Origin of the sequence: Microbacterium azadirachtae, assembly GCF_025583665.1 — a bacterium.
In the GTDB taxonomy this organism is placed as follows: domain Bacteria; phylum Actinomycetota; class Actinomycetes; order Actinomycetales; family Microbacteriaceae; genus Microbacterium; species Microbacterium azadirachtae.
On record NZ_CP099706.1, the window covers coordinates 2,578,196 to 2,600,682 of the forward strand.

Sequence of the window (22,487 nt, forward strand, 5' to 3'; positions counted from 1 at the left end):
CCGACCTCCTACGCTGGGACGATGGCGTGGCGAATGCGACCCGAGGACGTGACGGCGCTCGCGCGCGGGTGCGCGCTGCTCGGCTCGGGCGGCGGGGGCGCGACGACGATGGTCGAGCTCATGCTGGCCGGCGACGGTCGCGGCGAGCGCCGGCTGGAGTCCGTGGAGGATCTGGATCCTGCGACGCCCTGCTTCGGGGCGGCCTTCGTGGGATCGACGATCCTGCTCGGGGAGCGCATGCCGGGCCTCGCCCCGTTCGCCCCGCTCGTGGCCGCGGCGGAGCGCTGGCTGGGACATCGGATCCCGGCGGTGTGCTCGATCGAGGGCGGCGGGATGAACAGCCTCGTCCCGCTGCTGTTCGCCGGCGAGCGCACCATCGTGGACGCGGACTGCACGGGCCGCGCCGTGCCGGAGCTCGACCAGATGTCGCTGTTCGTCGACGGCGTGCCGGGGCTGGTCTTCACGTGCGACAGCGGCGCCGGCGGTGTCGCGCTCGTGGAGACGGACCGGGCCGTCGACGCCGAACGGATCATCCGCTCGGCCATCATCCAGGCGGGAGGGACGGGTGCCGCGGTGCTCGCCGGCTTCACGGTCGGAGACCTGCGCGAACACGCGATCCCGGGGCATCAGCGTCGCGCGCTCGAGCTCGGCCGCGCCTTCGTCGGCGCCCTGGCCGCGCCGATGCCCACCCTGGCCGCGGCGCTGGGAGCGCGTCTGCTCACGGAGGGAAGGATCGACCGGATCGCCCCGTACGCCTCGGATCCGCACGTCCAGACCGTCGAGATCACGGGCCCGGACGGCTCGGTCGACCGGGTCGTCACCCGATCGGAGACGCTGGCGGTGCTGCGGGACGGCGCGCTGCTCGCCTCCGCGCCGGCGATCATCGTCGTGCTGGACACGGTGTCGCGCGAGATCCTCCAGGTCACCGATCTCACGCCGGGACGGCGCGTCGCCGTGTTATCGCTGCCCGCGCCGGACTGGTGGCTGCAGCGGCCGGAGCGCCTGCGCCGGGTGCTGCCCTCCACGTACGGCCTGCGCGAGCTGGACGCCGCATGAGCGCTCGGCTCTCCCTCGCGGGGCTTCAGGCGCACCCGGACACCGGGGGCCTGCGCCGCATCGCCGGACCGGCGTCGGCCACCTGGGACGACGTCGTCGTGGAGTCGTCCGAGAGCGATCTGCTCCCCCGCACCGTGGCGACGCTGGCGGTGCTGATGTCGGCGGCTCCGACGACGCCCTGGCAGCAGGACGCGCTGCTGCGGCGCATCCACGAGCGCGGCTACCGCGGCGTGGCGATGCCGGGAGCCGCCGGCTTCGACCCGGGAGCGCAGCGCCTCGCGGAGCGGCTGGGCATCTGCGTGCTGGACGTGGAGAAGCCGATCCCGCTCGCCCGGGCCTGCTGGATGCTCCTGCAGGCGCAGGACGCGCTGACGCTCGCGCACGTGCGCAAGGTCGCACAGTCCTTCGAGTACACCGCGCGGGACCTGCCCGATCTGCTGCGTCAGGTCTCGGCGAACCTGGGCTACGCGCTCGCCCTGGTGGACGAGACCGAGATCCTGCACCAGGCCGGAGGGGAACTGGATCCGGGGCTCCTGCCGGCGATCGACTTCCGTCCCTGGGTCGACTTCGCGCGCACCGACGGGCAGGCGGCCGCCTCCGTGCGCGTGGACAGTCCGAGCCGGCCCGGGCTGCGCCTGGTGGTGTTCGGCGAGGGTCTGGGCGAGAGCCAGCTCGCGTCGCTGTCCGTCGCGGCGGAGGTGGCGATGCCGGCGATCGCCGCGCGGATCCTCATCGACGAGGTCGCGGAGGTCAACGACGTGTCCGCGTCCTCCGCGCTGCTGCGCGACTTCGTGGACGCGCGAGGACTCGCCGACGACGACGTCGAACGCCGCATGGCCGAGCGCGGCTGGCGCACCGCAGGGCACCATCTCGGCTTCCGGATGATCGGGCGGGGCCGGCTCGATCCGCTGCGGCTGCTGAGGGCCGTGCGCGCCGGGCTCGCAGGGATCGGGGCCGAGGCGCACGTCACCACGGCGGGGCGCGGCGTGAGCGGCTGGCTGGCCTTCTCCGCGACTCCTGCGCCGGCGGCGATCGAGGGCCACGTGCAGGGCCTGCGTGCGCTGCACGGGGAGGTCGCCCGGTCGTTCGCCGTCGCCACCGGGGTGGGGTCGCTGCAGCGCGGCCCGCAGGGGCTCGCCACGACGCTCGACGAGGCGGCGGACGCGGCGCGCATCGCGGCCTCCCGGTCGGCCACGGGCTGGTTCGTGCGGGTCGACAGCCTGGGACTCGAGCAGCTGCTGCTGGCCTGGACCGGCAACGACACGTTCGTGCCGGCCGCGGCTTCCTTGCTCGCGCCCCTGGACGACGCGGGTCCGGATCTGCGGCCCACGCTCTCCGCCTACCTCGATCACGAGTCGAGCCTCGTGGCGACCGCGCAGGCACTGAACCTGCATCGCAACACGGTCGCGCTCCGGATCCGCCGGGTGCAGGAGCTGCTCGGGCTCGATCTCTCCGACCCCGAGACGCGCCTGGCCGTGCACCTGGCCTGTCGCGCGGTGCGCGACCGCTGAGCCGGCACGGGCGCGACCGCAGACGACAGCTCCCGTCGCCGTCCGAGGCGTGGGATCCTGGGTGCGTGAGCCCCGACCGCGACGCCGACTCCCGTCTCGTCGCGCGTCCGGGCGCGGGCGACGACCGGCCGCAGGTGCCCGCCGCCGACCACACGCTGCGGATCCTGCGCTTCCTCGCCCGCCGCGCCGGGCCCGTCGCGGCCTCGGCGCTCGCGCGGGAGCTCGAGATCCCCCGTTCGACCGTGTACCACCTGCTCGCCACGCTCGAGGCGCACGGCTTCGTGGTGCACCTCCCGCAGGAGCGCCGCTGGGGTCTCGGCACGAGCGCGTTCGAGCTGGCCGGAGGGTACTCGCGGCAGGAGCCGCTCGCGCGCCTCGGCCGGCCGCTGCTGGCCGCCCTCGCCGACCGTCTCGGGGAGAGCGCGCACCTCGCCGTGATGACCGGGCGCGACGTGCTCTACATCGTCGAGGAGCGCGCGCTGCGCCGGCCCGCACTGATCACCGACGTGGGCGTGCGGCTTCCGGCCCACCTCACCGCGACCGGCAGGGCGATGCTCGCCGCGCTCCCCCGCGAGCAGGTGCGCGCGCTGTATCCCGACGCCGCGGCGTTCGCGCAGCGCACGGGAGGCGGGCCCGCCCGGCCGCGCGAGCTCAACGAGCTGCTGCGCGAGGTGCGGCGGCAGGGCGTCGCCCGAGAGGACGGCGAGGTCACGACCGGCTTCCGCTCGGTCGGCATCGCCGTGCGCGACCACGTCGACTGGCCCGTGGCGGCGGTCGCCGTGACCTGGGCGGAGGACGCTCCGGTCGACGAGACGATGATCGTGGAAGCCGTCACCGAGACCGCGCGCCAGCTGCAGCGCCGGCTCGGGTACGGCACCCGCCCGCGGGCCTGAGCCCGGCCCGCGCTCGAGCGGAGCCCTGCCGTGCACCCGTGTGCGCGCTTCCGAGCCGCGTTTCCCTCCCCCGGTCGCCTTTCCCTCCCCGTGTGCGCGTCTGCCAGGGGAGGGAAAGACAGCCTGGGGAGGGAAACGCGAGCCGAGCCGTGCCGAGCCGAGCGCGCCGCACGCCCCCGCACCGCGCACCCCGCGCCCACACGGCCCGCGCACAGCCGACGGCGGCAGGATCGGCGTGTGCGGACCTCCACCGATCGGGCGCGACGGCGCCGGGCCGCCCTCATCGCCGGAGTCGTGGGCCTCGCCGCCGGCATCGCCGGATCCTGGATCCCGTCGTTCTGGGGCGATGAGGCGGCGAGCGTCATGTCGGCCTCGCGCACCTGGCCGGAGCTGTGGCGGATGCTCCAGGTCGTGGACGGGGTGCACGGCGCGTACTACGCGTTCCTGCATCTGTGGATCGGCCTGTTCGGGGCGAGCGAGTTCTCCGTGCGGCTGCCCAGCGCGATCGCGGCGGGGCTGCTCGCCGCCGGCACCGCGGTTCTCGCCGGGCGGCTCGGCGGGCCGCGGCTCGCCCTGACCGCCGGTCTCGTCGCCGCCCTGCTGCCGCGCACGGCCGTGATGGCGGCCGAGGCCCGCTCGTACGCGATCGGCACGGCGATCGCGGTCTGGCTGACCGTGCTGCTGCTGGCCCTGCTGGAGCGGCGGCGCACGCCGTGGCTGTGGGCGGCGTACGCGGTCGGAGCGGCCGCCGCGGTCTACGTCTTCCTCTACCTGGCGCTGCTGCTCGTGGTCCACGGGGTGTTCGTGCTGCTTGCGCACCGCGCGCGGATGCGGATCTGGGCCGGCTGGGCCGCCGGCGCAGCCGTGCTGGCGGCGCCGATCGCGCTGCTCGCCGCGGCCGAGAGGAATCAGATCGGCTTCCTCGCCCACCGCGACTACGTCACCCTGCAGAACGTGCTCGCGCTGCAGTGGTTCGATCCGGTGACGGCGTGGCCGTGCGGGGCCCTCATCGCGATCGGCGCGGTGGCCGCCTGGCGCGCCAGGCGGCTTTCCCCGGACCGCGCCCGGCTGGCGCTGCTCACCGGGCTGTGGCTGCTGCTGCCGACCGCGGCGATCCTGCTCGCGAGCGTGACGATCGCGCCGATGTACACGGTGCGCTACCTGTCGTTCTGCACCCCCGCCGCCGCACTGCTCGTCGCGCTCGGCGTGCACGCGACCGCCGCGTGGGCTGCGGCGCGGGCCCCGGTGCGGGCGCCACTCGTCAGCACCGCGCTGCTCGCGGTGCTGCTCGCGGCGTTCGTGCCGAACCTGGTGGTGCAGCGCACGCCCTACGCGAAGGACGGCAGCGACTGGCGCGAGGCGGCGGCCTACCTGAGCGCCCGCGCCCAGCCGGGCGATGCCGTCGTCTACGACGCCCGCCCGAAGGACTCCGAGGCGCCTCGGCTGATCGCCGCGGTCTATCCCTCCGCCGTCGCGGGCCTGCGCGATCCGGCCCTGATCTCCGCGTACCGGGGACGCGCCGGGCTGTGGGACCGGACCCGCTCGAACACCGCGCTCACGGCCGCCGATCTCGGCGGGGCCGCCTGGGTCGTGGAGCGAGGTCCGGCCGCCGCCGCGTCGCCGGACGTGCGGCATCTCGAGACGCTCGGCTACCGGATCCGGTCGGAGCATCGCGTCAACGTCACGACGATCCTGCGCATGACCCGCTGACGCTCCTGTGCATGCCACGCGGACGCCGCGGTCGCGCATCCGGCCGCGCTCAGAGCGGCACGTACATCACGACGCTCAGCCCGGGGGCGTCCGAGGGGACCACGCTGTGGTGCTCGAACTCCAGGCGTCCGTCGTCGGGGTGCTGGAAGACGCGGCGGCGCGACGTGAAGCGCTCGACCGCGTGCTCCGCCCACTGGACGCGGAAGTCCTCGCTCGCCGAGAGCAGCCGGGCGATCAGGGCACGATGCCGGTCGGATCCGATCCGCACGCCGGATTCGGCCCGGAACTCGGCGAGGAAGCGCCGGCTCTCCTGGTCCCAGTCCGGCAGCATGCGGCGCAGGCGGGGGTCGGTGTAGATGAGCCAGAGCAGGTTGCGATCGGCCGGATCCACGGTGCCGATCGGCGCGTACAGTCGCGCATAGGGGGCGTTCCACCCGAGGATCGCCCAGTCGCTCGCCACGACGAACGCCGGGAACGCGAGTGCGTCGACCAGCCGCTGCAGATGATCCGGGATCCGCTCCTGCTCCTCGGCGGCGGAGTCCTCGTCCGGGCCGGCGAGCCGCACCACGTAGTCGGTCTCGGCCGGGCTCAGCTGCAGCACGCGCGCGACCGCGCCCAGCACCTGCCGCGAGACGCCGATGTCCCGCCCCTGCTCGAGCCAGGTGAACCAGCTGGCGCTGACCCCGGCGAGGGCGGCGACCTCCTCGCGGCTGAGACCGATGTCGCCGCGCCGCGCGGCCTGGGGCAGGCCCAGCGCGGAGCGGCTCGCGGCGCGGCGCCGGGAGGCGAGGAACTCCCCCAGCTGCTCGCGGCGGGGTGTGCGCGGCCGGATCATGGGAAAACAGTACTCCGAGTACTAGTACAAACCCTCCTCGCCGCCGGGCTCGGCAGAACAGCACGGCAGGTCCACAATGGTGACCATGGTCGCTTATCGCTCTCGCACGGTCACCCACGGACGCAACATGGCGGGCGCCCGCGCCCTCTTCCGCGCGGCCGGCGTCAACGGCGCCGACCTGGGGCGCAAGCCCATCATCGCCGTCGCGAACTCGTTCACCGAGTTCGTCCCCGGCCACACCCACCTCGCGCCCGTCGGGCGCATCGTGTCGGACGCGATCACCGAGGCGGGCGGCATCCCCCGCGAGTTCAACACGATCGCCGTCGACGACGGCATCGCGATGGGCCACGGCGGCATGCTGTACTCGCTGCCCTCGCGCGACCTCATCGCCGACTCGGTGGAGTACATGGTCAACGCGCACTGCGCCGACGCCCTGGTCTGCATCTCGAACTGCGACAAGATCACCCCGGGCATGCTGCTCGCGGCACTCCGCCTGAACATCCCGACGGTGTTCGTCTCCGGCGGCCCCATGGAGGCCGGCCGTGCGACGCTCGTCGACGGCACGGTGCGCTCGCTCGACCTCGTCGACGCGATCAGCGACGCGGTCAACGAGAAGATCTCCGACGCCGACATCCTCCGCATCGAGGAGTCCGCCTGCCCGACCTGCGGATCCTGCTCCGGCATGTTCACCGCCAACTCGATGAACTGCCTCACCGAGGCGATCGGCCTCTCGCTGCCCGGCAACGGCTCCGTGCTCGCCACGCACACGGCGCGCCGCGCGCTGTACGAGAAGGCCGGATCCCTCGTCGTCGACATCACCAAGCGCTACTACGAGGGCGACGACGAGAGCGTGCTGCCCAAGAGCATCGCGACCGAGGCCGCGTTCGGCAACGCGATGGCGCTCGACATCGCCATGGGCGGATCCACGAACACGATCCTGCACCTGCTCGCGGCGGCGCACGAGGCGGGCGTCGACTTCGGCCTCGCCGAGATCGACGCGATCTCGCGCCGCGTGCCGTGCCTCGCGAAGGTCGCCCCGAACTCCGCCGGCGGCCGCACCTACTACATGGAGGACGTGCACCGCGCCGGCGGCATCCCCGCCCTGCTCGGCGAGCTGCGCCGCGGCGGCCTGCTCGACGACACCGTGCACACGGTGCACGCCGCGACGCTCGGCGAGTGGCTGGACGAGTGGGACGTGCGCGGCGGGTCCGCCTCGGCGCAGTCCGAGGACCTGTGGCACGCCGCCCCGGGCGGGCGACGCTCATCCACCGCGTTCTCGCAGTCGGAGCGCTGGGCCTCGCTCGACACCGACGCCGAGGGCGGCTGCATCCGCGACGTCGCGCACGCCTACTCGAAGGACGGCGGCCTCGGCGTGCTGCACGGCAACATCGCCGAGAACGGCGCCGTCGTGAAGACGGCGGGCGTGGACGAGTCGATCTGGACCTTCTCCGGCCCCGCCGTCGTGTGCGAGTCGCAGGACGAGGCCGTCGAGAAGATCCTGAACAAGCAGGTCAAGGAGGGCGACGTCGTCGTCATCCGCTACGAGGGTCCCAAGGGCGGCCCCGGCATGCAGGAGATGCTGTACCCGACGTCGTTCCTCAAGGGACGCGGCCTCGGCAAGGCGTGCGCCCTGATCACCGACGGCCGCTTCTCCGGGGGCACCTCCGGCCTGTCGATCGGGCACATCTCCCCCGAGGCGGCGGCGGGCGGCATGATCGCCCTCGTCGAGGACGGCGACATCATCTCGATCGACATCCCCACCCGCAAGCTCGAGCTCGAGGTGCCGTGGGAGGAGCTGGAGCGCCGCCGCGAGCACCTCGAGGCGAACGGCGGCTACCGGCCGCGCAACCGCGTCCGCGAGGTCAGCCCCGCGCTGCGCGCCTACGCGCACTTCGCGCAGTCGGCGGACAAGGGCGCGATCCGCATCGTCCCCGAGCTCTGAGGCGCGGGTTCCGGAGACATCAGCCTTCGGAACCCGGCGTCAGGCCGGCACCGCCGCCCGGCGGTCGCGGTGCGTGCGCGCCGCCCACCGCCCGTCGGTGCGGGTGACCTCGATCGGGTGGGCGAACGCGCGCGAGATCGTCTCGGTCGTCACCGCGTGATCGATCGCCCCGATCGCCGCGATCGCCCCTCGCGCGATGACGAGGGCATGACTCGTCGTCTCCGGCAGATCCTCCAGGTGATGCGTGACGAGGATCGACGCGAGCCCCGGATCCCGGTGCGCGAGCGCGTCGATCGTCTCCAGGAGCTGCTCCCGGGCGGCCACGTCGAGCCCGGTCATCGGCTCGTCGAGCAGGAGCAGACGGGGATCGCAGGCGAGTGCCCGCGCGATCAGCGCCCGGCCCCGCTCCCCCTGCGAGAGCGTCGGCCATCGGGCGTCGCACCGATGCGCGAGGCCCACCTCGGCGATGAGCCGATGCGCGAGCGCGGTCTGCGCGGGCGTCGGCGCCCAGCGCATCGGAGTCTCGATCGTCCCCGTCAGGCCGGTCAGCACGACCTCGGTCACGGTGAGGGGCGAGCGCAGCGGATGCCGCGGATCCACGTGGCCGATCCGGCGGCGCAGCTCCTGCAGGTCGACCCGGCCGATCCTGTGGCCCAGCACCTCCGCGGTCCCGCTCGACGGGTGCGTCCGCGCGCCGCAGATGCCGAGGATCGAGCTCTTGCCGGCGCCGTTGGGGCCCAGGAGCGTCCAGTGCTCGCCCGCACGCACGACCAGCTCGATCTCCTGCAGGATGTCGCGCCCGTCGCGCCGCAGCGTCACCCCGTCCAGCCGGACGACCTCGCCGCTCACCGCAGGCCGTCCTTCAGCGACGCCAGGTGCGACCGGCTGAGGCGGGAGGCGGCCGCGGCATCGCCGGAACGGATCGCATCGGCCAGGCGCACGTGCGCCTCGTGGTCCTCGTCGTCGCCGAAGGAGGCGCGGATCCGCAGCATCGCGATCATCGTCTGCCGCAGCCGCGGGGTGAACCCGTCGAACAGCTCGGTGAGGATGGGGTTGGCGGCGGCGACGACGATCGCGCGGTGGAACGCGAGATCCGCGTCCACGTGCTCCTCGAGATGGGAGCGGTGCTCCGCGCGATGACGGAGGGCGCGGCGGATCGCGCGGAGATCGTCCGGCGAGCGGCGCTCCGCGGCGAGCGCCGCGGCATCCCCCTCGATCGCCGCCCTCGCCTCGATGACGCTGACGATGTCGGCGCGCTGCAGCACCGCGTCCCAGTCCTCTCGCACGTCGAGCGCGGTGACGAAGACGCCCGCGCCCTGTCGCGCCGACAGCACTCCCCTGCCCGCCAGCTGGCGGATCGCCTCGCGCACCGTGGACCGCCCCACCCCCAGCTGGGCGGCGAGCGTCGTCTCACCGGGGAGCCGGGCGCCCAGCGCCCACTCCTCGCCCCTGATCCTGTCCAGGAGCACGTCCGCGGTCTGATCCGCCATCGAAGAACGCTGCACGCTCGGCCCCATGATCGCATCAACTCCTCAACTTGTCTGCGGAGTTAACGCTACACTGCCTGCATGCTCCCGAGCGCGATCCTCCTTCTTCACCGCCACGGCGGGGACTGACCGGTCCGGCACCCCGTCGTGGCTGATGCCGCCGCGCCGACCGCCGAAACCCCTCGCAGAGAGCAGAAGAGCATGACCCGCACCCCCTTCCCCGGAATCTCCACGCCCGCCGGGCCCGTCCCCGCCGGCGCGCCGGCCTGGAACCGCCAGCGGCACTCGCAGATGCCGTCGCATCGCTACGCGGATCCCTACGACCGCGTCTCGATCCCCCTCTCGGCGCAGGAGCGCACCTGGCCGACCCGGCGCCTCACCGCCGCACCCCTGTGGGTGCCGGTCGACCTCCGCGACGGCAACCAGGCACTGGCCGAGCCGATGGATCCGGCGCGCAAGCGGCGCTTCTTCGAGCTCATGGTCGCGATGGGCTACAAGGAGATCGAGGTCGGCTACCCGTCCGCCTCGCAGACCGACTTCGACTTCGTGCGCCTGATCGCCGAGCAGGGCATCGCGCCGGAGGACGTGACGATCGTCGTGTTCACGGCCGCGCGCCGCGATCTCATCGCACGCACGGTCGAGTCGATCCGCGACATCCGCAATCCCGTCGTCATCCACCTGTACACCGCGACGGCGCCGATCTGGCGGGAGACCGTGCTCGGTCGCGATCGCGACGAGCTGCGCGCGCTGATCCTCGACGCAGGACGAGACGTGCTCGAGCTCGCCGGCGGGCTTCCCCACGTGCGCTTCGAGTTCTCCCCCGAGGTGTTCATGCTGACCGAGCCCGACTACGCGCTCGAGATCTGCAACGCGATGACCGCCCTGTGGGAGGCGACGCCGGAGCGCCCGGTGATCCTCAACCTGCCGGCGACGGTCGAGATCGCCACGCCCAACGTGTACGCCGACCAGATCGAGTACATGCACCGCCATCTCGACCGGCGCGAGAGCGTCATCCTGTCGGTCCATCCGCACAACGACCGCGGCACCGGGATCGCCTGCGCCGAGCTGGCCGTGCTCGCCGGCGCGCAGCGGGTCGAGGGCTGCCTGTTCGGCAACGGCGAGCGCACCGGCAACGTCGACCTCGTCACGCTCGCCCTGAACCTGCACGCCCAGGGCATCGATCCGATGATCGACTTCTCCGACATCGACGAGATCCGCCGCACGGTCGAGCACAGCAACCGGATCGAGGTGCACCCGCGGCATCCCTACGTCGGCGACCTCGTGCACACGGCGTTCAGCGGCACCCACCAGGACGCGATCCGCAAGGGCTTCGCCGAGCACCGGGAACGCGCCGCGTGCGAGGGACGCTCCGAGCGGGAGATCGCCTGGCGCGTGCCGTACCTCCCCGTCGATCCGGCCGACCTCGGCCGCTCCTACGACGCGGTGATCCGCGTGAACTCGCAGTCGGGCAAGGGCGGGATCGCCTACCTGCTCGAGACGGAGTTCGGGATCCGGCTCCCGCGCCGGCTGGAGATCGACCTGGCCGGGCACGTGCAGCGGCACGCCGATCAGAGCGGCCTCGAGCTCGACGCGCACGGGCTCTGGCGCATCTTCGACGATGCCTATCTCGCCGGCGACGAGGAGCCCCGCATCGCGCTGTCGCAGGTGCGCACCGACGCCGCTGCCGAGCCGCGCACGATGTTCCGGCTGCGCGTCGACGGGTCCGAGCACGACTCCGAGCACCCCGGTGTGGGACCGGTGGAGGCGCTCACCGAGGCGCTCGCGGCGCACGGTGCACCCATCGAGATCCTCGACCTGCAGCAGACGAGTCTCGGCGCCGGCAGCGACGGCGAGGCGCTGACGCTAATCGAGTACCGCGGGGCGCACGGCACCGGATGGGCCGCCGGACGGGACGGATCGGTGCTGACCGCGACGCTCAACGCCGTGCTCACCGCCGCGAACGCGTCGCTGCGCTGAGCCGCGGGCCGCGGATCCGCACTCCCTCGGGGTCTGATCCGCGGCCGCGGCACGCCGTGCGGACCGCCTCAGCCGGCCGTCGACGCGCGCACGACGAGGGTGCCGTGCTCGGGCGCGGGCACCGCAAGCGCGAGCTCGGGCTCGAGCTGCCGCAGCAGCTCGGCCGCGGCCTGCCGGCCCAGCGCCTGCGGCTGCAGGTCGACCGCGGTGATCTCCGGGGAGATCCCACGCAGGCGTTCCGCGTCCGACCCGCACACCACGCGCACGTCCTCGGGCACACGGACCCCGCGCGCCACCAGGCGGTCGACGAGGGCGCGGGCGTGGTCGCTCGTCATGCAGTACACGCCGTCGGGCGGCAGGGGCAGCGCGAGCAGCGCGTCGGCGGCGACCGCCCCTTCGTCGGGCTCCGCGCGCTCGGGCACGGACAGGACGATCTGCGCTTCCTCGGGCACTCGCTCGCGATAGCGCTGCTCGGTCGCCGTGTTCCACTCGATCGGGTCGGTGCCCACGACCAGGGCGATCCGCTGCGCTCCGCACGCGGCGAGGTGCTCCAGCACGCGATCGGTGATCAGCGCGGTGGCGATGTCGACGATGTGGGGATCCCCCGGATCCGCGACGTCGGCGCCCACGAGCGTGTAGGGCATGCCCCCCGCGCGCAGCGCGGCGATGAGCGGGTCGCCCTCCACGGGGTCGGTCACGATGATGCCGTCGCACGCCCAGGCGGTCGTCGGCGCCTGGGGCACCGTCGGATCGGCGACGAGCATCAGCGCGTAGCCGTGCGCGAGCGACGTCAGCGCGGCCGCGCCCGCGAAGCGCGGGAAGTAGTCGACGTCCTGGATCTGCTGGGGCTCCGCGCCGACCGCCGGGCGCAGCACGAGCCCGATCACGCCCAGCCGGCTGCGCCGCAGGCCGCTGGCCACCACGTCGGGGTGGTAGCCGAGCTCGGTCGCCGCCGCCCGCACGCGCGCCTGGGTGGCGGGGTTGACGACGCCGTTGCCCGAGAAGGTGTGCGACACCGTGGTGACGGAGACCCCTGCCCTGCGGGCGACGTCGCGGATGGTGGATCGCTGTCTGCGCATGCCGCGATGATAATCTCCGGATCCGCTTGCCCAAATCGTTTTGGCTCTTTACCGTTGCGTGTCGAGCGCGAACAAGGACGTCGCGCACCCGACCTTCCGCCCTGGAGCCCTCATGTCGCAGACGACACCCCCCGAGACCGCAGACCCGTCCCCCGCGCTGACGCACGCCGTGCCCGCCGACAGCGCGACCCGCATCGAGACGCACGGCATCGACTACATCCCGGACACGGAGCGCCACGGCCGTGCGCGCGATCTGCTCGCCGTCTGGGCGGCACCCAACGTGAACTTCCTCGCCGTCGTGATCGGGGTGACCCTGGTGCTGCTGGGTCTGGACCTGTGGCAGGCGCTGCTCGCGATCGTGATCGGCAACCTGTTCTCGATCATCACCGGCATCGTCGCCGGTTCGGGGCCGGCCGCAGGAGCCCCCAGCGAGGTCATCACCCGCGCCATGTACGGCATCACCGGCAACCGGTTCAACGTCGCCATCGCCGGCTGGCTGATCAGCGTCTGCTACCTCGCGATCAACTGGGCCGCCGCGACGACCGTCGCCGTCGGCCTGCTCGGCCGGCTCGGCATCGCGTCGAACGGCTGGACGATCGCGATCAGCGCGATCGTGATCGCCGCCGCCACCATGGTGATCAGCGTGTACGGCCACGGCCTGATCATGCGCCTGTACCAGCCGCTCGCGATCCTGCTCGCGGTGATCTTCGCGGGCATGGCCGTGTTCGTGGTCGGCGGCGCGAAGTGGAGCTACACCCCGGCCGCACCGCTGCACGGCCTGGATCTGGTCGCGATGATGGCCGCCGGCATCGCCCTCGTCGCGTCCGGCCCGCTGTCGTACACGAACAGCGCCGACTTCGCCCGCTACCTGCCCGCGAGCACCCGGGTGCGCGACGTCGCCCTGTGGACCACGCTCGGGATGGTGATCCCCGGCGTGCTGGCCACGTTCGTCGGCGCCCTCGCGGCGAGCGCCGTGGACATGTCAGATCCGGAAGCGGGGCTCGAGAAGTTCCTGCCGGGCTGGTTCGCCCCGATCTTCCTCATCTCCGTGATCGTCGGCACCATCGCCAACAACGCGATGACCGCGTACAGCTCCGGACTCGCCCTCCAGGCCGTCGGCATCCGCCTGCCGCGCTCGCGCACCGTGCTCCTCGACGGAACGGTGGGCGTGCTGATGACGCTGTTCGCCCTGCTGGTCTGGAACTTCCTGGACAGCGTCTCCAGCGCGCTGCAGCTGGCGGTCACGATCCTCGCGCCGGTGATGGGCGTGTACCTCGCCGACATGCTGTGGCGCCGCAACCGCTACGACGGCGCGGCCCTCGCCGACGACAGCCGCGGCAGCCGCTTCTGGTTCACCGGCGGCGTGCACGTCCCCGGCGCGATCGCGGTGCTGGCCGGCATCGGCGCCTCGCTCCTGTGCAGCGCGACGCTCGTCTTCACCGGGCCGATCGCGGCCGCGATCGGCGGCATCGACCTGTCGGTGCCGGTGGGCCTGCTCGTGCCCTTCGCGCTCTATCTTCTGCTGGTGCGCCGCTCGCCCCGCTCGCTGGCCTCGCTCTGACCGCTCACGTCGACAAGGATCCCCTCTCATGACTTCGAACGAGACACGCACCACCCACTACCGCGGCGGCGCGATCTTCACCTCCGACACGCAGCCGTGGGCGCAGTCGCTGATCGTCGAGGACGGCCGCGTGCTCTTCGTCGGCGACACGGCCGCCGCCGACGCCTTCGCGGCCGACGCCGTGGTCGAGCTCGACGGCGCGCTGGTGATCCCGGGGATCGTCGACGCGCACACGCACCTGATCGGACTGGGCGAGTCGCTCGAGCAGGTGGACCTGCACGACGCGCCCGATCTCGCGGAGATCCAGGCGCGCATCGCCGCGGCCGCGGCGGCGGATCCCGACGCACCGCGGATCCAGGGTCGCAGCTGGCTGTTCTCCAGCCTCGACGGCCGCGCTCCGCACCGGGAGATGATCGACGCGGTCGTCTCCGATCGCCCGGTGTACCTGAACGCGAACGACAACCACTCCGCCTGGCTGAACTCGGCGGCTCTGGCCGAGCTGGGGATCGACGACGAGACCCCGGATCCGCTCGGCGGCACGATCCAGCGCGATGCACAGGGCCGCGCGACCGGCATGCTGCGGGAGAACGCCGTGTTCGCGTTCCTGCGCGTGCGGCTGGACGCGCTCACGAGCGATGCCGACCGCGAGGCGCAGTTCGAGGCAGCGCTGCGCACGTACCTCGACGCAGGGGTCACCGCTGCGGTCGACATGGCGCTGTCCGAACCGGATCTCCGCGCGATGCTCGCCGTCCAGGAGCGGCACGGCGGGATCCTGCCGATGCACGTCGCCGCGCACTGGGCCGTCTATCGCACCGGGACCGCCGACGGCGACGCCGCCGCGGTCGATCGTGCGATCGCCCTGAACCGGGAGCACCCCGGCCCCGGTCTGCGGATCGCCGGGATCAAGCTCTTCGTCGACGGCGTGATCGACAGCTGCACGGCGGCCATGCGGGCGCCGTTCGCCGACGGCTCGCAGCCCGAGGCGCTCTGGGACCTTCCCTCCCTGACCGCGGTGGTCACGCGCGCCGACGCGGCCGGCCTCCAGATCGCGATGCACGCGATCGGCGATGCCGCATCCGCCCTCGCGCTCGATGCGCTGGAGGCCGCGGTCGCGACCAACGGCCCCCGCGCCGATCGCCGCCACCGCATCGAGCACCTCGAGACGGTCGACGCCGCGACGCCGCTGCGCCTGGCACGGCTGGGCGTCGTCGCCTCGATGCAGCCCGTGCACTGCGATCCCGCGATCCAGGACAACTGGCGCGCGATGCTCGGCGACGACCGCGCCGAACGGGGCTACCCCTGGGGCGAGTTCGCCGAGGCGGGCGCGACGCTCGCGCTCGGCACCGACGCGCCGACCGCGCCGTTCGATCCGCTGCCCAACCTGTTCATCGCGACCACCCGGCGCTCGGCGTTCGATCCGGACCTCCCGGCCAACCTCCCCGCCCATGCGATGGCCGTCGCCGACGCGGTGCGCCGGGCCACCCGCGACGCGGCGTACGCCGCACGCTGGGACGGCGAGCTCGGAGTGCTGCGCGCCGGGACCTCGGCCGATTTCGTGGTGCTCGACGCGGATCCGTTCCGCGACGGGCCCGAGGCGTTCCTCGCCGCGCAGGTGCGCGCCACGGTCGTCCGCGGGCAGGAGCACTCCGCCGCCCTCGTCCAGGACCGCTGACGCCGACCGCCCCCGGGGTCGTCGAGCGAGGACGCCGCAGGCTCCCGAGACGAAACGCGGTGCACTCCCCGGGCGCCGCGTCTCGTCTCGCTCCGCTCGCTCGACGACCGGCAGGGCGCGCGCGTCGCTCAGCGCTCGTAGAGGAGGATCACGCTGCCGGCGCCGTCGACGCGGCGGGTCTCGCGATAGCCGAGGTCGCGCAGGTCGCTGAGCCCCCAGTCGTCCTCGACGCCCTGGAACGACAGCTCGACCACCCACACGCGGTCCACGCCGTCGAAGCGTCCCATGCCGGCCGCCCGCGGGATCCCGTAGGTCTGGTCGTACCAGGTGTACGACTTCTGGTACGACGTCTTCAGCAGCAGATCTGTGACGTTGCGGAAGGAGGCGGGATCCGTCGCCTTCGCGAGCCGGGTGCGCTGGGACGGCCGCGCCCCGTCGTCGAACACGATGCCGTCACCGGGGTGCGCGTTCGCACGGATGAAGGCCGAGATGTCGTTCCAGTCCGACTGGTTCTTCGCGTACGGCCCGCGCTGCAGCGCGGCCACCGGCACCGCCGCGACCACCACCGCGGCGATCGCGATGCCCGCGACCCACGCCCCGCGGCGCGAGGCCGGCCCTTCCTGCGGGCCGGGGGCGTCCGCGGGCGCCGGCGGCGCGCCGATCCGGGCGAGGGTCCGCACGCCGAGGGCCATCACGATCGCGACGGCGGGCGCGGAGAACGTGCCGTACCGGGCGGTGTAGACCGCCATGAACGGGGTGACGGCGAGGAGCAGACCCATCGGCACGAGCATCCAGCTGAGCGCCACGACCTCGAGCCGCACCCCGGGCGTGCGCCACAGCCGCCCGCCCTCTCGGCGGATCCGCACGAGGTCGCGCACGAACGCGATCACGGCGATCAGGATCAGGGCCCAGGCGAGCGCGGTGAACCACCACTCCTGGAACCACATGTTCTTCAGCACGACCTCGGCCGTGACCGATTCGCGCACGGCGAGGAACGCGATCTGGCGGCGCTGCAGGAAGCCGAACCAGGCGATCGGCGCACACAGCACGAGGGCGATCCCGGTGCTGAGCGCCCAGGCCCGCCAGCGCCGGCGCAGCGGCGGCGCCAGCAGCACGATCACGAGCGCGGCGAACACCATGAGGGCGAAGTACAGGAACGTCCAGGTCGCGACGGTGAGCACCGCGGCGTAGCCGGCCCACCATCCGGCTGCGGTGCCGGGTCGGCGGGAGATCTCGACGAGCAGCACGATCAGCACGGCGGCGAAGGCCGCGCCGATCGCATACGAGCGCGCCTCCTCCCCCGCGAAGATCAGCCGCGGCTCGAGGGCGGTGAACACGCCCGCGACGACGGCGAACCGGATCCCGCCGAGCCGCCCGCACAGCCACACGACCGCGGCGGTGCAGACGCCGATCGCGAGCGCGGACGGGAACCGGATCGAGAACGCGCTCGGCCCGAACACGTCGATCCAGGCGTGCAGCCCGAAGTAGTACAGCCCGTGCACGGCGTCGACGTAGCTCAGCATGTGCCAGAGCGACGGCAGCGGCCGCGTCGCCGACATGAGGCTCGCGGCCTCGTCGCCCCAGAGGGAGGGGATCCACGATCCCGCCGCGCTCGTCGCGACCGCGAACAGGCCCAGCACGGCCGCCCACAGCCCCAGCCGCCGGGTATCCGCCGTCGCCCGCGACCCGGAGGTGAGCGACCGCTCCGAGGCGGTGCCGACAGCGGAGGAGGTCACGTCCCGAGGCTAGCGGGCCGTCCTTGGCCGCTCCTCCGAACCCCCTGTCAGCCGCCTGTCCCCGACGCGCCCGCCGGCGCCCGTGTTCCCGCCCGCGAGCACCCCCCGCAGGGTGATCCCGCAACCCGGCCGTTCGCGGTGCGGCACCGTCCCGACATCCGATGTTCTCCGAGCGTTCACTCGGACGCCGCCGAATATCCTGGAAGCGTGCCCCTCTCCTCCTCCGTGCGCCGAGTCCGCTCCGCCGCCCGACGTCTCAAGCGCGCCGCCGAAGCGGAGCGCATCGCATTCTGGCGGTCCCGTCCGGTGCGCCCCGATCAGGTCCTGTACGAGTCGTTCGCCGGCAACGGCATGCTGTGCAACCCGGAGGCGATCTTCCGCCACCTGCTGACGGATCCCGCATACGCGCACCTCACCCACGTCTGGGCGATCTCGGACGACGATGCGATCGAGCGCTTCCGTGCCGAGTTCGCGGACGACCGGCGGGTGTCGTTCGTGCGCCGGGGGTCCGCCTCGTACCGTCAGGCGCTGTCGGTCAGCGGCTGGCTGATCAACAACGCGACCTTCCCGACCTGGTTCGGCAAGCGGGAGGGCCAGGTCTATCTGAACACCTGGCACGGCACCCCCCTCAAGCTCATGGGCTTCGACATGCCCGCCGGCGCCGTGCAGTCCGCGAACACCCTGCGCAACTTCCTGATGTCGGACTACCTGCTGGCGGCGAACCCGTTCATGGCGGAGACCATGTACGAGGGCGCCTACCGGCTCACCAACGTCTACCCCGGCACGATCATCGAGGAGGGCTACCCGCGCATCGACCGGCAGCGTCTCGACGCCGCGGAGGAGGACGCGGTGCGCGCCGAGCTCGAGCAGAGCGGCGTCGCGCTCGACGGCAAGCCGATCGTGCTGTTCGCGCCCACATGGCGGGGCAGCTCGTTCGACGACCCGGAAGACAACATCGACGAGCTCGCCGCCCAGCTCGCGCAGCTGCAGGAGGGCGTCGGAGACGACCACGTCGTCGTGCTGAAGACGCACCAGATCGTGCACGCACGTGCCGCCTCACGCCCGGCGCTGGCCCGCTCGCTGGCGCCGAACTCGATCCCCACGAACGTCCTGCTGGGGGCGTCGGCCGGACTCGTCACCGACTACTCGTCGATCTTCTTCGACTACCTCGCCACCGGCCGCCCGATCGCGTTCTTCACGCCGGACGCCGACCTCTATTCCTCCGGGCGCGGCACGTACATGCCCCTGGACACCCTCCCCGGCCCGGTCGACGCCGACGCCGCCGGCACCGGTCGCGCCCTCGCCGCCCTGCTGCACGGCGCCCCGCCGCATCCCCAGTACGCCGCCTGGGCCGAGAGGTTCACTCCGTTCGAGGACGGCGCGGCGACGGCCAGGGTGGTCGACATCGTGTTCGGCGGAGCCCGTGACGGCTATCGCGCCCGTCCCACCGCCCGCGACGGCCGCAAGCGCCTGCTCGTGTATCTGGGCGGGATGAAGCCGAACGGCATCACCACCAGCGCGCTGAACCTGCTCGGGGCCATCGACCACAGCCGCTACGACGTGACCGCCCTCCTGCCGAAGCGACGCGGGAGCACCGACCCGCTGACGCAGGCGCGCATCCCCGCGGAGGTGCGCCAGGTGTTCCGGATCGGCGGGATGAACGGCTCCAAGGCCGTGCACCTGCGCCGTCGCATCGACGAGTGGCGCGGGTCCCCGCGCACCCCGGGGACCGAGCCGTGGCACGAGAGGCTCTGGAACGCGGAGTGGATGCGCGTGTTCGGCGAGGCGAGGTTCGACTGGGTCGCCGACTTCAGCGGCTACGGCCCGGTGTGGACCACGCTGCTGCTGCACGCCCCGGCCGTGAGCGAGGGCGGACCGGATCCCGTGCGGGCCATCTGGATGCACAACGAGATGGCGGCCGACCGCGAGCGCACCGTGAACGGGAAGGCCAGCATGAAGCGCGGCCTCGGCACCGTGTTCGCGATGTACTCCGAGTACGACCAGCTCGTCTCCGTCTCGCATCAGCTCACCGAGCTGAACCGGGCGGAGCTCGCCGAATACGCCTCCGGTGATCACTTCCGCACCGTGCGCAACTTCCCGGACGTCGAGCACGTGATCCGCGGCGCGCGGCGCCCGCTCAGCGACTTCTTCGCCGAGTCCGATGCGCAGTACGAGGCAGCCGATCAGGAGATCCCGCCGCGACCCGCCTGGTACGACGCGCTCCAGGCCGATGAGGGCGAGCTGCGCTGGTTCGTCACGATCGGGCGCCTGAGCCCCGAGAAGAACCACGCCCGCCTGATCCGCTCGTTCCAGAAGGTGCACGCCGCGCATCCCGAGTCGCGTCTGCTCATCGTGGGCGGCGGACCGCTGCGCGCCGACCTGCAGCAGCAGATCGACGACGCCGGGCTCGCTGACGCCGCCTTCCTCACCGGTGCTCAGCGCAATCCCTACGCGCTGCTCGCCGCCTCCGACTGCTTCGTGCTCTCCAGCCTCTACGAGGGCCAGCCGATGGTGCTCATCGAGGCGGCGATCTGCGAGCTGCCGATCGTCTCGACCTCGTTCGGCTCGGTCTACGGGGCGCTCCCCGAGGGCGCCATCCGGATCGTGGGTCAGGACGACGACGCCCTCGCGGCGGGCATGACGGCGTTCCTGGACGGCGACGTGCCGGCGGCGACGCTGGACGTGGACGCATATCGCGCCGACGTGAAGGCCGAGTTCGAGGCTCTTCTCGCCGACTGATCCGGGCCGGCCGTCCCCGAGCCGTCGAACGCCCCGGCGCCTCTCGCGCCGCCGGGCGCCGCGATGGCAGACTCGAAGTCCGCGGGGATGCGCAACGAGGCGCGCCCCGGAACGACCGATCGGGGATCACCATGGCCTCACCGCACCCTCTGGACTCGCTCACCGGTGCCGAGTTCTCCGCCACCGCCGCCGTCCTCGCACGGGAGCACGGCGTCGACACGGGCTGGCGGTACGCCTCGATCATCCTCAAGGAGCCGCCCAAGGCCGAGGTGAAGGCGTGGCGCGAGGGGGATCCTGTGGTGCGGCGCTCGCTCTCGGTGCTGTGGCGCAAGCAGACGAACGAGGTGTACGAGGCGGTCGTGAACCTCACCGCCGACGCGGTCGAGTCGTGGACGCACGTGCCCGGGGTGACGCCGAACTTCACGATCGACGAGTACCACGACTGCGACCATGCGATGAAGGAGAACCCCGAGGTCCGCGCGGCGCTCGAGGCCCGCGGCGTCGACGTCGACCTCGTGCTGTTCGACGTGTGGACCTATGGCGGCGCGGTGATCCCGGACAAGTGGCGTGACCGGCGCCTGGGCTGGGTGGACCTGTGGATGCGGGCGACGCCGGACGGCAACCCCTACGCGCACCCGGTGAGCGGCCTGAAGATCATCGTCGACATGAACACCCTCGAGGTGCTCGAGATCGAGGAGCATCACGACTACGGCTTCCCCGAGGTGCACGGCGAGTACGTGCCCGAGCTCGCCGGCATCACCCCGCGGACGGATCTGAAGCCGCTGGAGATCGTGCAGCCCGAGGGCATCTCGTTCACCGTCGACGGAGCCCGCGTCCAGTGGCAGAACTGGGACTTCCGGCTCGGCTTCAACTACCGCGAGGGACCGGTGATCTACCAGGTCGGCTTCGACGACCAGGGCACCCGCCGCGAGGTCGCGTACCGCCTGTCCTTCGCCGAGATGATCGTGCCCTACCGCGACTCCAGCTTCGACCACTACCGCCGTACGGCGTTCGACGTGGGCGAATGGGGGCTCGGCTACATGTGCACGTCGCTCGAGCTCGGCTGCGACTGCCTCGGCGAGATCACCTATCTCGACGCCGTCCTGCCGGACACCGCCGGTCAGCCGTGGACGATCACGAACGCGATCTGCCTGCACGAGGAGGACAACGCCGTGCTCTGGAAGCACGTCGACCCCGATGCGGGCACCGAGGTGCGGCGCCAGCGCCGGTTCGTCGTCTCGGTGCACGCGACCGTCGCGAACTACGAGTACCTCGTGTACTGGCGCTTCTACCAGGACGGCAACATCGAGTGCGAGGTGCGCGCCACCGGCATCATGGTGACCACGCCCATGGCAGAGGGCGAGACCGGCAAGGCCACGGGCACCACGATCGACACCCGCACGTACGCGCCGTTCCACCAGCACTTCCTCATCGCGCGCCTCGATCTGGACGTCGACGGCGACGGCAACACGGTGATCGAGTCCGACTCGATGCCGGCGCCCATCTCCGAGGCGAACCCGTTCGGCCTGGACCTGAACACCCGCGCCACCGTCATCCGCTCGGAGTCCGAGTCGGGCCGCAGCTTCGACTGGGAGCGTCAGCGCGGCTGGAAGGTGCAGAATCCGAGCAAGCTCAACGCGTGGGGCGCGCCCGTGGCGTACAAGCTCGTGCCCTCGGCGTCGTTCCCGGCGATGTTCGACGAGTCGTCGCCGATCCTCAGGCGCAACCCGGTGATCGGCAAGACGCTGTGGGTCACCCGGCACCACGACGACCAGTTCTGGCCCGCGGGCGACTACCCCACCCAGTCGGTGGACGACCTGCACAACGGCATGAGCGCCTGGATCGCGGACGATGAGGACCTCGTCGACCAGGACGTCGTGCTCTGGTACAACTTCGGCATCCACCACATCACCCGCACCGAGGACTGGCCGATCATGCCGGCGGACACGATCTCGTTCTGGCTCAAGCCGTTCGGCTTCTTCGACCGCAACCCCTCGCTGGACGCCCCGCGCACCGCGAAGGGCGCGTCCTGCTCCTGCACGGACGGGGAGTGCCGGTGCGGACACGACCACGGATCCGGTCATGCGCACGACGGCGGTCATGCGCACGGATCCGGTCATCCGCATGACGAGGCCCATCAGCACGATCACCACGGCTGAGGCGCCGCCGGATCCGGCAGGCTGCGGCTTTGCCGGATCCGGCGCCACGCTCCCCGTGCGGGGTTAGCATCGCGGTATGCGAGAGACCAGGGCGACGCACGGCTGAACGTCCTGGAGCAGCGATCCGTGC

General features: G+C 72.5%; 15 protein-coding genes. 10 read left to right on the top strand and 5 right to left on the bottom strand.

The features are described 5' to 3' along the window. Positions 1–21: 21 nt before the first annotated feature. From NFX31_RS12205 to NFX31_RS12220, 4 genes are all read left to right on the top strand, one after another. Positions 22–1,056 (top strand): S-methyl thiohydantoin desulfurase domain-containing protein, encoded by a 1,035-nt coding sequence (locus tag NFX31_RS12205; RefSeq protein WP_248700349.1) that lies wholly within the window; start codon positions 22–24, stop codon positions 1,054–1,056. Beyond that, complete coding sequence (locus NFX31_RS12210) at positions 1,053–2,567, top strand: PucR family transcriptional regulator (protein WP_262955846.1); 1,515 nt, start codon at positions 1,053–1,055, stop codon at positions 2,565–2,567. Before NFX31_RS12205 ends, NFX31_RS12210 begins: the two co-directional genes overlap by 4 nt. Before the next feature lie 134 nt (positions 2,568–2,701). Then, entirely contained in the window at positions 2,702–3,460 is a 759-nt protein-coding gene (locus NFX31_RS12215) for an IclR family transcriptional regulator (protein WP_262957210.1), read from the top strand. A 237-nt stretch (positions 3,461–3,697) separates the two neighbouring features. Continuing rightward, complete coding sequence (locus NFX31_RS12220) at positions 3,698–5,170, top strand: glycosyltransferase family 39 protein (protein WP_262955847.1); 1,473 nt, start codon at positions 3,698–3,700, stop codon at positions 5,168–5,170. Between the two features lie 49 nt (positions 5,171–5,219). Here the strand turns inward: NFX31_RS12220 and NFX31_RS12225 are convergent, their stop codons facing one another. Further along, positions 5,220–6,005: a helix-turn-helix transcriptional regulator gene (locus tag NFX31_RS12225; protein ID WP_045249257.1), complete on the bottom strand. Its 786-nt coding sequence runs from the start codon at positions 6,003–6,005 to the stop codon at positions 5,220–5,222. Between the two features lie 85 nt (positions 6,006–6,090). On the opposite strand from NFX31_RS12225, the gene ilvD reads away from it, so the two are divergent. Next, entirely contained in the window at positions 6,091–7,947 is a 1,857-nt protein-coding gene (ilvD, locus tag NFX31_RS12230; RefSeq protein WP_045249256.1) for a dihydroxy-acid dehydratase, read from the top strand. A gap of 39 nt (positions 7,948–7,986) precedes the next feature. Here ilvD and NFX31_RS12235 read toward each other — a convergent pair whose 3' ends face one another. Both NFX31_RS12235 and NFX31_RS12240 read right to left on the bottom strand, forming a co-directional pair. Further along, on the bottom strand, positions 7,987–8,796 hold the full coding sequence (locus tag NFX31_RS12235) for an ABC transporter ATP-binding protein (RefSeq protein WP_091479207.1): 810 nt from the start codon (positions 8,794–8,796) through the stop codon (positions 7,987–7,989). Continuing rightward, positions 8,793–9,437, bottom strand: coding sequence for a FadR/GntR family transcriptional regulator (locus NFX31_RS12240; RefSeq protein WP_258955415.1), 645 nt, complete (start codon positions 9,435–9,437; stop codon positions 8,793–8,795). The genes NFX31_RS12235 and NFX31_RS12240 overlap by 4 nt, the downstream gene beginning before the upstream one ends. Before the next feature lie 198 nt (positions 9,438–9,635). Here NFX31_RS12240 and NFX31_RS12245 point away from each other — a divergent pair, with 198 nt between their 5' ends. Beyond that, entirely contained in the window at positions 9,636–11,411 is a 1,776-nt protein-coding gene (locus NFX31_RS12245; RefSeq protein ID WP_262955848.1) for a 2-isopropylmalate synthase, read from the top strand. Positions 11,412–11,479: 68 nt separating this feature from the next. Here the strand turns inward: NFX31_RS12245 and NFX31_RS12250 are convergent, their stop codons facing one another. Then, entirely contained in the window at positions 11,480–12,490 is a 1,011-nt protein-coding gene (locus NFX31_RS12250; RefSeq protein WP_091479211.1) for a LacI family DNA-binding transcriptional regulator, read from the bottom strand. A gap of 58 nt (positions 12,491–12,548) precedes the next feature. Here NFX31_RS12250 and NFX31_RS12255 point away from each other — a divergent pair, with 58 nt between their 5' ends. Both NFX31_RS12255 and NFX31_RS12260 read left to right on the top strand, forming a co-directional pair. Further along, positions 12,549–14,051, top strand: coding sequence for a purine-cytosine permease family protein (locus NFX31_RS12255; protein ID WP_211256012.1), 1,503 nt, complete (start codon positions 12,549–12,551; stop codon positions 14,049–14,051). Between the two features lie 28 nt (positions 14,052–14,079). Continuing rightward, entirely contained in the window at positions 14,080–15,723 is a 1,644-nt protein-coding gene (locus tag NFX31_RS12260) for an amidohydrolase (RefSeq protein ID WP_045249251.1), read from the top strand. 128 nt (positions 15,724–15,851) lie between these two features. Here the strand turns inward: NFX31_RS12260 and NFX31_RS12265 are convergent, their stop codons facing one another. After that, complete coding sequence (locus tag NFX31_RS12265) at positions 15,852–17,459, bottom strand: glycosyltransferase family 39 protein (RefSeq protein ID WP_262955849.1); 1,608 nt, start codon at positions 17,457–17,459, stop codon at positions 15,852–15,854. Between the two features lie 207 nt (positions 17,460–17,666). On the opposite strand from NFX31_RS12265, the gene NFX31_RS12270 reads away from it, so the two are divergent. Then, positions 17,667–20,198 carry a glycosyltransferase gene (locus NFX31_RS12270; RefSeq protein WP_258955416.1) on the top strand — a complete coding sequence of 844 codons (2,532 nt, stop codon included), beginning with the start codon at positions 17,667–17,669 and terminating at the stop codon, positions 20,196–20,198. Positions 20,199–20,329: 131 nt separating this feature from the next. Further along, a complete protein-coding gene (locus NFX31_RS12275) occupies positions 20,330–22,357 on the top strand; it encodes a primary-amine oxidase (RefSeq protein ID WP_262955850.1) in 2,028 nt (675 codons plus the stop codon). Positions 22,358–22,487: the final 130 nt, after the last annotated feature.